Below are 13,527 nucleotides of genomic sequence, written 5' to 3'. Positions count from 1 at the left end.
GCATACCTAAAGCGTATGATTCGTACATATCATGTATCGAATCAGTCGAGAGGGAGAGGACGCAGATGTTGAAAATCACTCTGGAAGTCGCCAAAGTGTTGATTCACGCAGCGGAACTCCGGGCAAGGGAGCTCAGGATCGCGGAAGTGATCGCCATCGTAGACGATGGCGGGAATTTCGTTGCTTCTCATCGGATGGACCATGCCTGGCTGGCCAGTGTCGACATCGCCCACAATAAGGCATGGACGGCGGTCGCGCTAAAAATGCCCACGGCGAGCCTTGCTCCGTTGGCGGTCCCGAGCGGGGAGCTGTACGGGATCAATACGACAAACCACGGACGCGTGGTCGTGTTCGGAGGGGGGATTCCGTTGTCGTTCGAAGGGAGAATCGTCGGGGCGGTCGGCGCAAGCGGCAGTACGGTCGCAAACGACATTGAGGTTGCGAAAGCGGCGGTGCGGGCTTTCGAAACCTATCCGAAGGCGCGGATCGGGTCTTCCGGGAGCTTGCTATAAACCTGGCGGTTTTAGCCCTATAACGAAACTGGGTCCCGCCAATATTGACGAAAAATCGGCTAAATACATGGGGCTGTGCCTCAGGGTACAATACCCTGTGGCACAGCCCCTCTTCTCATGCCATCATTTAAGGCTTCAGGACGAATTTAATGCATTCGTCCGCATGGTTGTAAAAGGTGTTGTACGCGTTATGCGCCTGATCGAGCGGCATTTTATGCGTGATGATCTCCGTCGGATCGAACTCGCCTGCCATAATTTTTTTATACAGCATCGGCATGTAATGAATCACGGGCGCCTGTCCCATGGTCAGCTTCACGTTTCTTTCCCAAATGTTTCCGAACATGAACTGGTTGTATTTAGAACCGTATACCCCCGTCATCTGAATCGTGCCGAATTTCCGCACCGCATTCATCGCGATGTTGATCGGGCTGAGCGTTCCGCCAACCAGCTTGGCCTTCTGCTCTTCCTCCTCCAATGGCGTCTTCTTGCCGTCCATTCCGACGCAATCGATGACGACATCCGCGCCCCCACCCGTTATTTCTTTTATATGCAGCCCCATGTCATTGAAATCTTCAAAGTTGAAGATTTCGACGTTATTCATTTTTTTGGCATGGTTCAGCCGGTACGGGAGATTGTCGATCGCGATGACCCGTTTGGCCCCTTTCATCCAGGCGAATTTTTGCGCCATCAAGCCGACGGGGCCGCAGCCGAGCACCACAACTGTATCCCCCTGCTTCACGCCGCCGTTGTCCACGCTCCAGTAGGCCGTCGGCAGCACGTCGGACAGGAACAGGAGCTTCTCATCCTCCAATTCGCATGACTCCGGAATAACGAACGGCATGAAATTGCCGTACGGCACGTAAAGCAATTCGGCTTGTCCGCCCCAATAATTCCCGTAACGTTCGGTAAACCCAAAGTAAGCTCCCGTATCTACTTGGGGATTGGGGTTGGAGTTGTCGCATTGGCTCTCCATTTCATGCTGGCAGTAATGACAGCTGCCGCACGAGATATTGAACGGGAGCACGACCCGGTCCCCTTTTTTGACCTTTGTCACCTCAGGGCCCACTTCTTCGACGATGCCCATCGGTTCATGTCCGACCACGTATCCGGTTTGGGCTTGAATCGCCCCCTGGTATATATGGAGATCGGAACCGCATATGGCGGTCGAGGTGATCCTGACGATAATCCCGTCTTTTTTCTGAATCGTCGGATCCGCTACCTGCGTCACTTGCATGTTCTTCATGCCATGGAAAGTTACAGCCTTCATAATCGCCCTCCTGTTATGACATGCTTTGAATTTGCATGCATGATTCTATTATGGAATCGGAGAGTGAGGAGCATACATTTGATGTACGGTATTTTCGACAGAGCGGAGCGCCTAAGAACAAGAAAGGAGACGGAAGACGGAACGATTCACGTGAAAGTAAATTCTGAAGGTAGTTCCATTGCGGAAACTTTTCAGGCGCATCATCTGGGTAGATTTCTCGGAAACAATTGCTGCTGCTTCTTGAAATACTTCCGCCAGACCATCGACAAAAAACCCAAGCCACGGGGTCAATTCCGCCTCATTTCTCCTGAAGTAATAATTGTGATGCAGTCCTAATTGAAGTCTGCGGTAGTATTCTGCCAAATTTCGATCATAGAAGTTCTCCAGCACGAACATTCCTTTTAAGCCGTACCCGTCGCGGCGCAGGAGATAAGTGGTTAACATGCGTGCCGTCCTTCCATTTCCGTCCATGTAGGGATGGATCATCAAAAACTGCCACATAAAAATGCCTGCCTTAATCGTAACTGGAATCGTATAAGTTTCTGGGGAATTGACCCAAGCTACCAGATCCTCCGCAATGTCCACTATAGAGGTGTTACCGGGAAAAGATAGGTATGGTAGGATATCAGTAGGTATCTTATGGAAAATCAACGACCGCCATGCATGTATATAAATTCAAGGAGGCAGTAGAAATGATAATTAGCGCGCTCGTACAGAACCGTGAAGGTAATCATCAGGTCAGCCTTTGTACAAACGACAACGTCCATACCCTGGCCATTTCGCCTAAGTCGACAGGGTTCGGATCAAGTGCCAACGGAGGCGAGTTACTCTTTTTGGCCTTAGCCACGTGCTACTGTAATGACATCTATAGGGAAGCGGCGAAAAAGGGCATTCGTATCGAATCCGTGGAGGTGGAGGTTGCTGGTGAGTTTGGATCAGATGGCGAGCCGGCAAAGAATGTGCGCTACCACGCGAAGATTGCAGCGCATGCCAGCGAAGAAGTCATCCGTTTGCTTGGCAGTGAGACTGATCGCCTTGCCGAGATTCAGAACACTTTGCGTGTCGGGACGCCAGTGACGCTGAGTGAGATTGAAGCTGTATCTGTGTGATTCGCATTTTTGCGTGTGTGCAATGCTAAATATTGGAACCGTCCACCATCGCTGCCAGCGATGCGCTCTCCCGCATTGGTTAGTTTAACTGCCCGAAATGATTGATATATCATGACGGAGTTAAACGGGCCAACCGCTTCTCATACATTCTCGTTCTGCTTCCGAAAGAGCTCCCTGAGACTGCGCTGCAAGGCGGTGCTGTCCACTTCTTGCAGCCAACCTTTTTAGTCCTTCAACTCGGTCAGTTCGGCAGAACAGGCAACGTAGTTCAACGTTTTCTGTTCCTGTTCAAAGACCTCTTTCCGACGAGCCAGGAAGTGATTGAACACGAACCGAGCGCTGCGATCGTCTTGTCGATCAGCGTCTGCTGCTCCGCAGCCGGATACAACCTGAATTTCATTTACATTCCATTTAAGCGATACTGTCACATCTCAATTATTTTTTCAGTACCATCAATATTACACACTCCACATGTGTTGAATAGGCAGAGTCAACATATCATTCCCCGAATGTTATCCACTAGAAATATGCTCAGTTTCATTCATTGCCCATTGTATTTCCGTCTCCGTTACCGTCCTTCTATAGCTGAAGATTCTCAGTACTTCCGCTCTTTTGGGTTCCGGTATTTCCGGTTATAAATTCACTTGCGCCTCCAACTCCCAAGATAAAGCGTTTAAAGGCAGATTCAGTCTCACATCAAATCCGGAATATGAATATGACCTTGGAAATATTAATTATATGTGGTTTTTATAATAAATCTGGTTTACCTGGAGGAAGATTTAATGGTTGATTTCCAAGCAATCAAACAACGTCAACAACAAACTTGGGCATCGGGGGATTATGCAATCGTAGCTACTCAGCTTAACATTGTTAGTGAATTACTTTGTGAAGCAGTGGCGCTACGAGCCGGCCAGAAAGTATTAGATGTAGCAACAGGCAGCGGGAACACCGCGCTTGCCGCCGCTCGGCGCAATTGTGATGTAACGGGCATTGATTATGTTCCAGAACTGCTAAGTCGTGCTCGGGAAAGGGCTGAGACTGAACGTGTAAGAGTCACCCTCATGGAAGAGGACGCTGAAAACCTGCCCTTCCAAAGCAACTCTTTCGACGTTGTGCTCTCTACATTTGGCGCGATGTTCGCTCCAAACCAAGAGCAAACGGCCAAAGAATTAGCCAGAGTATGCAAGCCAGGCGGAATAATCGGCATGGCGAATTGGCCTAAAGATTCCTTTATTGGACAGATGCTTACCGTTGTATCCCAGCTTGTGCCGCCGCCGCAAGGTTTGAAGCCTGTTGTCCTTTGGGGATCGGAGGAACATGTGCGCGAACTGTTCTCTGACGTTATTTCATCGCTGCAGCTTACACGTCGAACCGTGATGTTCCGTTTTCAATCGGCCGAGCATTTTCTGGACACATTTTTCAATTATTATGGCCCAACGCTTAAGGCTTATCAATCACTTGATTCTAATGGTAAGGAAACCATGGCTCGCGGCCTTACTGAACTCATAAACAAATATAACCAGTCAGGCGACGAGTCGGTTATGCTTCCTTGCGATTATGCGGAAATTGTTGCTACCAAACGGTAGTATGATAGGGTTCACCGTATCTATTGATAGGGTAAACTGAATTAAAAAGGAGGGGCCGCATTAGCCTCTCCTTAATTCTTTCCGTGCCCGCGCTGCGCGCTATTGGACTAAAGCAAATTCTCAATATCCGTTACGATATCATCAGCAGATTTTCTATTATCGCCCTCGATATATTCGTTGGCGTTTATCCACTCTCTAATTTTATCTTCCTTATCAACTAATGCTATTAAGTTTGTTTGAGAAAAATTCCCTTCCTCATCCTTCATAACTAAAACCCCAAAATTGTTGGCCAACTCGGCCGTCGCCCTTTCTTCCCCACGCAGAAACTTCCAGCCACTTAGGTCAGCATCAAATTGTTCGGCATACTTCTTAAGTGCCCCAGCTGTGTCTCGCTTCGGGTCAATCGTAATGGAGAAAATCTCTGTGTCAGTTCCAAATAGACCTTTATCTATAAGTTTTTGCTGCACCTGAGATAGCAAAAAGGTCGTTGGCGGGCCTAAGTCAGGATTATTAGAAAAGAAAAACTGTACTAACCTTACCTTTCCGTTTGTATCACTCAATGTTACTTTATTCCCATCGATATCCGTTAAGGAGAAATCCGGTGCCGGACTAAATTCTGATGATGACGCCTTATTACCTGCTGTTTCGGTCGATAGTATAGATTGTTCGTCTGTTTCATCACTTGTGTTTTTGCAATTGAAATATACCAGGCATTTTGTGTAACCAATTGTAAGTCCTTTCACAACCTTTCTCTCATAATCCATATCAAAACCAATCGTTAAGCCATTCTCTGAACTATCCCGTTGTTCAACTCGTTTTAACTGATTTCCACTCATTTTAACGTAAAAGTAATACCCGTATTCATTATCGCTTACTGAGTCGTCATTCTTTTCAACACCGTACTTATCAGCAACCTCATATTCACTACTTCCAATCGTTATTCCTCTAATTGTTCGAAATCGTTTAGCTCTGTTATCATCCCATGGGGTGGTTATAGCTGCTACGATGTTATTCTCATCATACATTATGCTGACCCCATTATACTTAGTTCCAAACTCAGTTTCTTCCTCTGGCCGACCTAGAATCTCTTCAACCTTACTCTTTTCCATACCAATGTTAATTTGCTTACTGGACGAATCATCTATGATAGCCAAATCCTTATTAGATAATGATTTTGTATCTTGTGCTAAAGCTTCAATATCTTCATCGGAATATTTCGAATACGCAGATATCGACCGAAGCTGGCCCTGGGTAACTTCGAAGTAATCCTCAATAAATCTCATGTTAGCCGCAGCTACTTTTGATACTTTGTCGTTATTAAATTCAACGAACATTGCACCTTCTGAATCAAAATATACGACAACCCCTCTGTAGTGCTCTTCATCTTCATATTTACCATATGAAGAATACTTCTCGGATACTTGCTCTACAGAACTCCCTACCCCCACATCTTGATTGGTCTTCAGTTCTACATCTTTAGAGCCTACCATTGCAACCTTCCCATCTATCACAGCAAATTGTAGGCTTTCGTATATGTAATCAAAATATTCACTGCCCATTCGGTTCACTAACTTCTTTTTAAGGGGAGCACCTAATTTGTTTACGAGTTCATCAGAAGAAGCCCCTACAACGATACCATAAACATTAAACTCACTAGCTAATCCACGACTCTTGTTTCCATTTTTTGATGGCGCATTCTCATTCGAACAAGCAACACTTAATAAAACTAACATCACCATAACTATCTTTCCTACTATCACTTTACGCAATTCTTTCACCTCATGGATTTAAACCATTGAATTAATGATTTTTTCTATAATCTATTTTATTTATATGTAAAATTCAATGATTAATTTTACATCCGAACTACTGAATTACCATTCTATAACTACTCTACGCTTGTAGTAGAGGTGGTACGGTTTTCCCAAAGGCAGCGGTTGCCGAAAGTATTCCAGTGTTATGTGCCAACATAGACCGCGCCACGCCGTCTTGCAGCATGGAAAGCGTCCCGGTGAAGGCAGCATCGATTGCATTTCCGCAGTTACGTTCATCTGTAATAATTACCTCAATTCGATGGGCGTTCATCAAGTCCATCATTATTTCGAAACAGCCTCTCGGTAAGGCGATATACTTTGTATAATCCTCGTAGCAACCGATAACCCTCGGCTTACCATACGTGGGAAGCCTCATGGCTTGCGCCTTATAAAAATCCGGATTCTGAAACGTAGCCAAATTTTGAAGCTGCTTGATGAAGGCAGATGGCAGATCCTTTTTTTTCGATATAGATCATATTGGAATGGACGACGTTTACTTGTGACGGCAACGCACCCGAAATTAAAGCGGAATGTTTACTAGCCCCCGTTTTTGTCCAGGGCAGATCCTGCTCGTCAGTTTCGTTCCAAGCACCGGTGCTGAGCAAAGAACCTTCTTTTGTCATTTCATAAACTAAATGCTGAACTCGATCTATCGGAAGCTTCTCCATTCCGGCTAGATAACTCCACAGATCCTCATATGGCTGGAAAGTCTCGTCTACGAATACACTATTTCCTTCCTTGCGAGGGACTCCCTGAAGAGGAAGCGCAATCAAGTTTCCAAAGCCGCCTTTTGGCAGCGTATCTTGGTTCGGAAACAATCTATCATATGAATCTAATGAAATCTGGTACCGGCGTTCCATCGTCTTTGTTAATATGGCGCATCCCAATTTCCTTGCGATTTCGGCCTCAATCGGTTGATTGAAGAAGAACCAAACATGCCCGCCATTTCCCGAACGAGACCGCTCAAGTGCACTCGGAATCTGCCATTCCTTGCAGGTTTCCAATACAGCAACAGCATCTTGCTGCCAATTGTGCTTATCGAAATCCATGGCAAGAAACCAACAAGTCTCATCTTGAAGCATAGGATATAAACCTATGGTTCGATTTTTCTTAGCATCGAGATGCCGGGAGATAATTTCATTTGAAATAGATTCAAATGCTTGATGTACACATTCCGAGCATTTGATTTGCAGCTTTTTGCAAACAACCGTCCACTCATTCTGACAAGCTGGTGAATACCCGGATTTTCCGGCTTTGTTCGTCCATCGAACGGGATAGACATCCTCTCTCCCACGAAATAGAGAACGGAATAAGGCTATTTTTAGATAAAGATTGCGTCGGAGGTATCGTTTCCTCTAGATTTGTATAATTGGAAAGTTGGAGCTTTAGGGAACGATTCTCCTGTTTAAGAGCTTCTATTTCTTTCAAAGCCTTAAATAATTGTTGCTCCAGGTCATTACTCATACTGTCTCCAGAAATAAGAGGATTTGGTCGTATCTCTATTCTATCATAGGGGATAAGATTGATATGAATAACCGACTCTCCAACTTATAGTAGAAGAGACGGTTAAGCATAATTTGAATCAATATTTAATAGTGGGATGCAGCGGGAGATTGAGAATTTACTAAAAAGTGAGTTATCACAAGCCCATTATGAATTATATCTTGAGATGGAAGAGATCATCAATTTTCGCAATACTCTCCTAGAACAGTGGCTATACATTGCTGACTAAAGGATGGGGTTCAGTTATCGAGAGAGTTACTATAATCTGTCAGGAGGCAACTTGATAAAAGATCGTTTTGATATTGGATATTCCTTATCAATGCGATCTTTATTTTGGATTCTTCGATTAATGTTGGACTCTGATATTCAATTTGTGAATCAGTTAAGCAGAATAGCCAGTCCTCTCCGTTATTCTAGTTCATATTCATTTTCTACAAGCTTGAACATCTCTGAAGGCATAGTGTTAAGAGCCTTTGACAATGAAAATATCGTATTAAGGGTCGGTTGGCAAATGCCTCTTTCCAACATTGAAATGTATGTCCGGTCAAGGTTACTCTTAAAGGCAAGCTCCTCTTGGGACATTTTTTGGTTAACTCTCAAGGACTTAAGAATTTTGGCGAAAGATAATTCTAAAGTCAAAATCACACCCCCCCAAATTTTTTATTATGATTCATAATGTCGGAAATTTCCACATAATATACTCTACAATAAGGGTTTATTTTGGCAAAACTTTGTAGTAATATTGAATCGCAACTAGTACTAACGATACAAAATGACACTAACTATTATGGGCATTGTCGCATTAAGTTCAGTCATGCGGATAATTGTTGAAAAATGACATGAACTCCATATTTCTCATATCGAAATGGCAAACCTATTGAAAAATAGGGACGCAAAACTATGGGCCTAAGGAAGTTGATTCTACGGTCGCCAAGTTGCCGAAAGTGAGGTGAACGTATCTAAAACATCACTTCTTTGGATGTTTTTTTATTTTCTCTTACACAAGACCCGTACAATAATTGAAAATTCGAAAATCCAGATTCTAATTGACTAGTAGTGAGGTGTTCCCATGTCAGGACATATCAGTGAACAAGAAATCATTAATTTGTTGAAAAAACTTGACGAAGCTCCCAGTTCTGAGGTGCGTGAAGAGGCTGGATCATTCTCAGCTACTACTCAAGCAGCAGACGCAAATACTGTGGTCACTGATGGGTCTATTAAGGTTGAACAAGCTAAGATTATTGTTGGAAACCCCTCCAATGGGGGTAAGTATCCGGTTATTAACGCAACGCAACCAGTCAAGTTAATGGTGGATGGAAAACAGGTCTCTAAAGAGACGAAGGTTACATCCGAAAGCGTGATTAACTGGGAAATTGAAGAAAAGCCTTTATTTGAGATAACCATATCGGATGACAAAATAGAAGCATATCTATCGATTAATCGGGTACAAAGACATGCTTGGATATTAACTGAGAAGTCCCCTTCGTTAAAAGTGACTTTGACTGCTGAGGAAGATATAACTATTGTATTGGAAATGTTGAGTTTACAAGATATTATTGCGGCAGTTGAAAATATGAAGATAAAAATGAATCTTGATGTTGTAGCGATTCAAACGGAAATACTTCAACCTTCTTTTCAACCAGTAACCATTGCTAGGGGTAAAGCCCCCGTCCAAGGGCGAGATGCACAACTTGATCTATATTTCCCTAAAAATATCGAGAACGTATTCACTGAGGTCAGAGGTTATATAGACTATAAAAATCATATGAACATTCCTTCCGTCAAGAACAGAGATGTTATGGCCAAAAAGACCCCTCCTGTCGAAGGCCAGGCGGGGTGTGACGTTTTCGGAAACGTGTTGCTTCCAGAACCAGTCAAGGACATTCGTATTGCAGTAAAGGATACTGTCGAGGTAACGCCTGATTCCATCGTCATTGCTCTAAAGGAAGGTCGACCTAAAGTTACTGGAAATCAGATCAAATACTTTGATATCAACACGGCATTTATCGTACCAGGAAACGTTGATATGCAGACAGGAAATATTGTGTTTGCTGGTGATGTGATCGTGTATGGCGATGTCACGGACAACATGATCATTGAGTCACTTGGAAACATTTATGTGGCTGGCAGTGTTTTCAATGCAACATTGACCGCGACTGGCAGTATCGCAGTCAAAGGCAACATAGTAGGAAGTAATTTGTATTCAGGGTATTTCGGAATGCTTTACAACCGGCTCTATAACAGTTCTAAACAATTGATTGAAATACTTGAAAAAATGCTGGAAAGTACGAAGCTATTGCTATATGAGTTAGCCAAGAAAAATATGCAGGTACGTTATGGACAAGTCTTAGTACTGATTACGGAAAGCAAATATCAGCAAGTTGAGAGCGTTATTAAAGAATTGTTAGGCGTAATTTCTAGTATTCGATCTTACAACAAAGATGATTTACAACAGTTGAACAACTACTTGGAACTATTTCTGCAACCAACAAAAATGATTGAGATAATGACTGCGCCAAGAATGGAAGACTTCTTACGTATTCTGAAAGAAGCATATATGAGAGTCGCATTAAGTCAAGAAACGAATGTGCAAATTGTCATCAATCAGGGGCAAAAATCAATCCTCAAGTCGAATGGAGACATTCTCATTCGTAAAGAAGGAGTGATCCAGTGCGATCTCTATTCAGCGGGGAACATTGTTTTCTTTTTGGACAATTCCGTATGCCGGGGTTCCAAACTTGAGGCGGGAGATACCATATCGGCAATGCTTGTAGGTGGGATGACTGGGGTATGGACAAGCCTTAAAGCTGCTAAGAAAGTTATTGTGAAGAAAATGTTTGAAGGAAAAATCATTGTGGATCGGTATAGTATGGACATCTTTGAACCAGTTGAAGAAAAAACGTTTGACCGCAATAGTATTAGACAGATGGCATAAGAAAGACGTGATTCCTATCGATAATACATGGTTTATTGGGAGAAGATTAAACAACAATATCTATTCCGAGCAGGGCAGCTTGCTTCTGCCAAAAAACAGTATTTTGGACATTCACCATCTTGAACTTCTACGTCAACATGGTATCGAGGTCTGGGCAGACGATACCGAACTAGTTACCGATGTAATCGTTGATGAAGCGATATCTGAGGTTCAGTCGATCTATGAAAAGATACAGAAGAATTCCGGTCAACTTTCAAATCAAATTATCCGTCAAATTGTTATGCCGAAAATCAAAGAATTGTGTTTCAATAAAAACCTTTTAAACGTCATATTGGAATTAAGCAAGAAGGATCATTATACTTATCGACATTGTATCGGTGTTGCAGTCATCTCCTACTTAATTGGACAATGGTTGGGGTTAAAAGATGAGGGACTGAATGATCTCGCCGTCGCGGGGTTGCTACATGACCTTGGAAAAACCAAGATCCGTGACTCGATCTTGAAAAAAGAAGATAAACTCAGTGCAGAAGAGTATTCAGAAATGAAACGCCATACTTACTTGGGGTATGAAATGATTACTAATCTTTCAGGCATGACTGAACAACAAGCCTTAGTTGCTCTTCAGCATCATGAACGGGAAGATGGCAGCGGTTATCCTTGTGGGGTCTGTGGTGATAAGATCACGTACTTTAGCAAAATTGTAGCGGTTGCCGATGTCTTCCATACGATGGTTTCCGAGCGGGTGTATAAGAAGCCAGTTCCCTTATACCAAGTGTTTCAAGAAATCTATCAACGCGCTTTCGGATTATTCGATCCAATAATTGTTCAATGCTTTATAACCAACGTCATGAACAGAATGATCGGGGATTTGGTTCTTTTATCAGACGGTCGAGTAGCTCGCATAGTTATGCTCCATTCAGATGACTTGATCAATCCACTGGTTGAGTACCAAGGACAATATTATGATCTGCGGCTGTCTAAAAATAAAATCTTGGGCTTTGCCAGCAACGAGTAACGAATGGACACTCTATTACCAATAGCTTTGGAGCGTATCATTTAATAAAAAATCTGATTAACCGGGTGAAATTACACTTATGGACGCCCTCTTTCATGCAAGCGCTCTGGATCAATTGGTTTTTGAATCCATGCTCGAACCCGCAGTCATTATCAACAAAGAAGGGATCATAACATCTATCAATCGAACTGGGTTGGACTCGCCGATTTATGATCTCCAAGAACTAGGAAAGCACTTGAATCAAAGCTATTTGGAGTTTTACAAGGATCAGGAAGATCTTCTAATTGGTATTACTCACGTGCTCCAGGCTAAGGAAACGACCTACAGTCAGAAGGTCATTCATGATGATTATTCTTTTTTGATTCGAATTATATCCTTAAAGCGTCAACCATCTGAAGAAATATTGGGTGCACTGATCGTGTATATCGATACGACCGAACAAAGAAGACTAGAAGAAATATTCACAACGGGCGCAAAGCAATTCAGACTCATTGCCGAGCATTCCAAAGATATGATCAAAGTGACGGATACTGAAGGGAATGTCGAATATGCCTCACCTTCGCATGAAGCTGTTCTGGGGTATATTGATCAATCGAATGTCTTTGACTACGTCCATCCAGAGGATGTGATTCGATTAAAGCGTTTGATCAGCGAGACATTAGAGAGCGGAGAATCTAGCCAATTGGAACTGCGCAAAAAAGGGAAAAGTGGCGATTGGATCTGGGTTGAGACCGTATGCTCACCTGTCGTTTCAGACGATGGCAGTGTGCGTGATATAGTTCTTATATCGCGGGATATTACGGAAAGAAAGCAGTTGCAGTTCGAGCTCGAACAGATGGCGTACTTTGATTTCTTAACAGGACTGTATAATCGAAGGAAAATGAGAATGGCAATGGAGGAGACGCTTGAACAATCTTCGAATAATGGCGAACACTTTGCTATACTGATCATGGACTTGGATAAATTCAAATGGATTAATGATACGTATGGTCATGATACTGGAGATCTTGTATTGAAGGAATTCGCCCACCGCCTTCTTGGCTGCAAAAGCGAAAAAGACATCGCGGGTCGTTTAGGCGGTGATGAATTTACCGTTATATTGAAAACCATCAATGGGAGTGAAGATATACATCATTTCATCAGACGGTTTCAACTAGTACTCCGTGAGCCGTATACGATCCCTTATAAGGAAGAAAGCGTCCAAATCAAATCGAGTGTTGGATATTCCATATATCCTCATCATGGTGATTCCGTAAAGAGTCTTTTGAAACACGCCGATAACTTATTATACCGGGAAAAACGAAAACCGATTAAGGCGCTGACCGCAAGACTTTTGAGGAAGTCGAAGTAAATTGCTGCGATCAATAGCAAGGAGAGGTCAAAAATGCACTTCAGCAGACGTGATGAACCCTTTCGATATTGCTTTCCCGAACCTTTGAAGGGTGAATTTCAAATCACAAAAATAAATGGTACTGAGGTGGAGAGCCATTTTGGTAACATGAAAATCCTTGATATTAGTTTGCATGGAGCCAAAATATTTACGGAATACGACTTTCAAATAACCGGGAATGAAATTGAGCTGACCTTGCATTTTCAAATCATGTCTATTGAATTTTCGATTCCAGGTGTTCTTGTCCATCAAGAGATTCATGGACAGGGATTCGATTGCGGCATTCATTTGAACACAGATGAAGCGATCCGCGAGGCGATTACAGGTGAACTAAAGGCGTTCGCTTGGAAGTTGGTAAAGGAAAAGTAAATAGACGGCATCAATTATGGCGGTACA

The 13,527-nt window shown here is 43.2% G+C and carries 13 protein-coding genes, 1 pseudogene and 1 riboswitch; of the genes and pseudogenes, 7 read left to right on the top strand and 7 right to left on the bottom strand.

All coding sequences use genetic code 11. The features are described from left to right. Nucleotides 1-65 precede the first annotated feature (65 nt). Complete coding sequence (locus tag ACFPQ4_RS13460) at nt 66-512, top strand: GlcG/HbpS family heme-binding protein (protein WP_378112381.1); 447 nt, start codon at nt 66-68, stop codon at nt 510-512. Nucleotides 513-639: 127 nt separating this feature from the next. Here ACFPQ4_RS13460 and ACFPQ4_RS13455 read toward each other — a convergent pair whose 3' ends face one another. Both ACFPQ4_RS13455 and ACFPQ4_RS13450 read right to left on the bottom strand, forming a co-directional pair. Further along, a complete protein-coding gene (locus ACFPQ4_RS13455; protein WP_378112380.1) occupies nt 640-1,779 on the bottom strand; it encodes a zinc-dependent alcohol dehydrogenase in 1,140 nt (379 codons plus the stop codon). Nucleotides 1,780-1,968: 189 nt separating this feature from the next. Further along, a pseudogene (locus ACFPQ4_RS13450) lies at nt 1,969-2,358 on the bottom strand (Fic family protein); the annotation flags it as partial. Between the two features lie 113 nt (nt 2,359-2,471). Between ACFPQ4_RS13450 and ACFPQ4_RS13445 the strand changes: the two are divergent. Next, a complete protein-coding gene (locus ACFPQ4_RS13445) occupies nt 2,472-2,888 on the top strand; it encodes an OsmC family protein (RefSeq protein ID WP_378112378.1) in 417 nt (138 codons plus the stop codon). 224 nt (nt 2,889-3,112) lie between these two features. On the opposite strand, the gene ACFPQ4_RS13440 is transcribed toward ACFPQ4_RS13445, so the two are convergent. After that, nucleotides 3,113-3,217, bottom strand: coding sequence for a hypothetical protein (locus ACFPQ4_RS13440; RefSeq protein WP_378112469.1), 105 nt, complete (start codon nt 3,215-3,217; stop codon nt 3,113-3,115). Nucleotides 3,218-3,670: 453 nt separating this feature from the next. On the opposite strand from ACFPQ4_RS13440, the gene ACFPQ4_RS13435 reads away from it, so the two are divergent. Continuing rightward, nucleotides 3,671-4,474, top strand: a complete 804-nt coding sequence (locus tag ACFPQ4_RS13435; protein WP_378112377.1) for a class I SAM-dependent methyltransferase — start codon at nt 3,671-3,673, stop codon at nt 4,472-4,474. 107 nt (nt 4,475-4,581) lie between these two features. Here ACFPQ4_RS13435 and ACFPQ4_RS13430 read toward each other — a convergent pair whose 3' ends face one another. The 4 genes from ACFPQ4_RS13430 to ACFPQ4_RS13415 all read right to left on the bottom strand — a co-directional run bounded on the left by ACFPQ4_RS13430 (nt 4,582) and on the right by ACFPQ4_RS13415 (nt 8,373). Continuing rightward, nucleotides 4,582-6,234 carry an SCO family protein gene (locus ACFPQ4_RS13430; protein WP_378112468.1) on the bottom strand — a complete coding sequence of 551 codons (1,653 nt, stop codon included), beginning with the start codon at nt 6,232-6,234 and terminating at the stop codon, nt 4,582-4,584. 133 nt (nt 6,235-6,367) lie between these two features. Then, on the bottom strand, nt 6,368-6,571 hold the full coding sequence (locus tag ACFPQ4_RS13425) for a hypothetical protein (protein WP_378112376.1): 204 nt from the start codon (nt 6,569-6,571) through the stop codon (nt 6,368-6,370). Between the two features lie 103 nt (nt 6,572-6,674). Beyond that, nucleotides 6,675-7,607, bottom strand: coding sequence for a TOTE conflict system archaeo-eukaryotic primase domain-containing protein (locus tag ACFPQ4_RS13420; RefSeq protein ID WP_378112467.1), 933 nt, complete (start codon nt 7,605-7,607; stop codon nt 6,675-6,677). Nucleotides 7,608-8,199: 592 nt separating this feature from the next. Further along, nucleotides 8,200-8,373: a helix-turn-helix domain-containing protein gene (locus ACFPQ4_RS13415; RefSeq protein ID WP_378112466.1), complete on the bottom strand. Its 174-nt coding sequence runs from the start codon at nt 8,371-8,373 to the stop codon at nt 8,200-8,202. Between the two features lie 275 nt (nt 8,374-8,648). Then, nucleotides 8,649-8,734, top strand: a riboswitch (cyclic di-GMP riboswitch). 126 nt (nt 8,735-8,860) lie between these two features. Here ACFPQ4_RS13415 and ACFPQ4_RS13410 point away from each other — a divergent pair. The 4 genes from ACFPQ4_RS13410 to ACFPQ4_RS13395 all read left to right on the top strand — a co-directional run bounded on the left by ACFPQ4_RS13410 (nt 8,861) and on the right by ACFPQ4_RS13395 (nt 13,500). Then, nucleotides 8,861-10,726 (top strand): DUF342 domain-containing protein, encoded by a 1,866-nt coding sequence (locus ACFPQ4_RS13410; RefSeq protein ID WP_378112375.1) that lies wholly within the window; start codon nt 8,861-8,863, stop codon nt 10,724-10,726. Further along, on the top strand, nt 10,680-11,741 hold the full coding sequence (locus ACFPQ4_RS13405) for an HD-GYP domain-containing protein (protein WP_378112374.1): 1,062 nt from the start codon (nt 10,680-10,682) through the stop codon (nt 11,739-11,741). The genes ACFPQ4_RS13410 and ACFPQ4_RS13405 overlap by 47 nt, the downstream gene beginning before the upstream one ends. 79 nt (nt 11,742-11,820) lie before the next feature. After that, nucleotides 11,821-13,092: a diguanylate cyclase gene (locus ACFPQ4_RS13400; RefSeq protein WP_378112373.1), complete on the top strand. Its 1,272-nt coding sequence runs from the start codon at nt 11,821-11,823 to the stop codon at nt 13,090-13,092. A gap of 33 nt (nt 13,093-13,125) precedes the next feature. Then, nucleotides 13,126-13,500: a PilZ domain-containing protein gene (locus ACFPQ4_RS13395; protein WP_378112372.1), complete on the top strand. Its 375-nt coding sequence runs from the start codon at nt 13,126-13,128 to the stop codon at nt 13,498-13,500. Nucleotides 13,501-13,527: the final 27 nt, after the last annotated feature.

Source organism: Cohnella yongneupensis (genome assembly GCF_042655785.1).
GTDB lineage: Bacteria > Bacillota > Bacilli > Paenibacillales > Paenibacillaceae > Cohnella > Cohnella yongneupensis.
This window is presented reverse-complemented; position numbering and strand designations above follow the sequence as displayed.

Coding starts and splice junctions, on each gene's coding strand:
- ACFPQ4_RS13460 (WP_378112381.1), top strand. CDS start 66: ATGTTGAAAATCACTCTGGAAGTCGCCAAAGTGTTGATTCACGCAGCG.
- ACFPQ4_RS13455 (WP_378112380.1), bottom strand. CDS start 1,779: ATGAAGGCTGTAACTTTCCATGGCATGAAGAACATGCAAGTGACGCAG.
- ACFPQ4_RS13445 (WP_378112378.1), top strand. CDS start 2,472: ATGATAATTAGCGCGCTCGTACAGAACCGTGAAGGTAATCATCAGGTC.
- ACFPQ4_RS13435 (WP_378112377.1), top strand. CDS start 3,671: ATGGTTGATTTCCAAGCAATCAAACAACGTCAACAACAAACTTGGGCA.
- ACFPQ4_RS13425 (WP_378112376.1), bottom strand. CDS start 6,571: ATGATGGACTTGATGAACGCCCATCGAATTGAGGTAATTATTACAGAT.
- ACFPQ4_RS13415 (WP_378112466.1), bottom strand. CDS start 8,373: ATGTCCCAAGAGGAGCTTGCCTTTAAGAGTAACCTTGACCGGACATAC.
- ACFPQ4_RS13410 (WP_378112375.1), top strand. CDS start 8,861: ATGTCAGGACATATCAGTGAACAAGAAATCATTAATTTGTTGAAAAAA.
- ACFPQ4_RS13400 (WP_378112373.1), top strand. CDS start 11,821: ATGGACGCCCTCTTTCATGCAAGCGCTCTGGATCAATTGGTTTTTGAA.
- ACFPQ4_RS13395 (WP_378112372.1), top strand. CDS start 13,126: ATGCACTTCAGCAGACGTGATGAACCCTTTCGATATTGCTTTCCCGAA.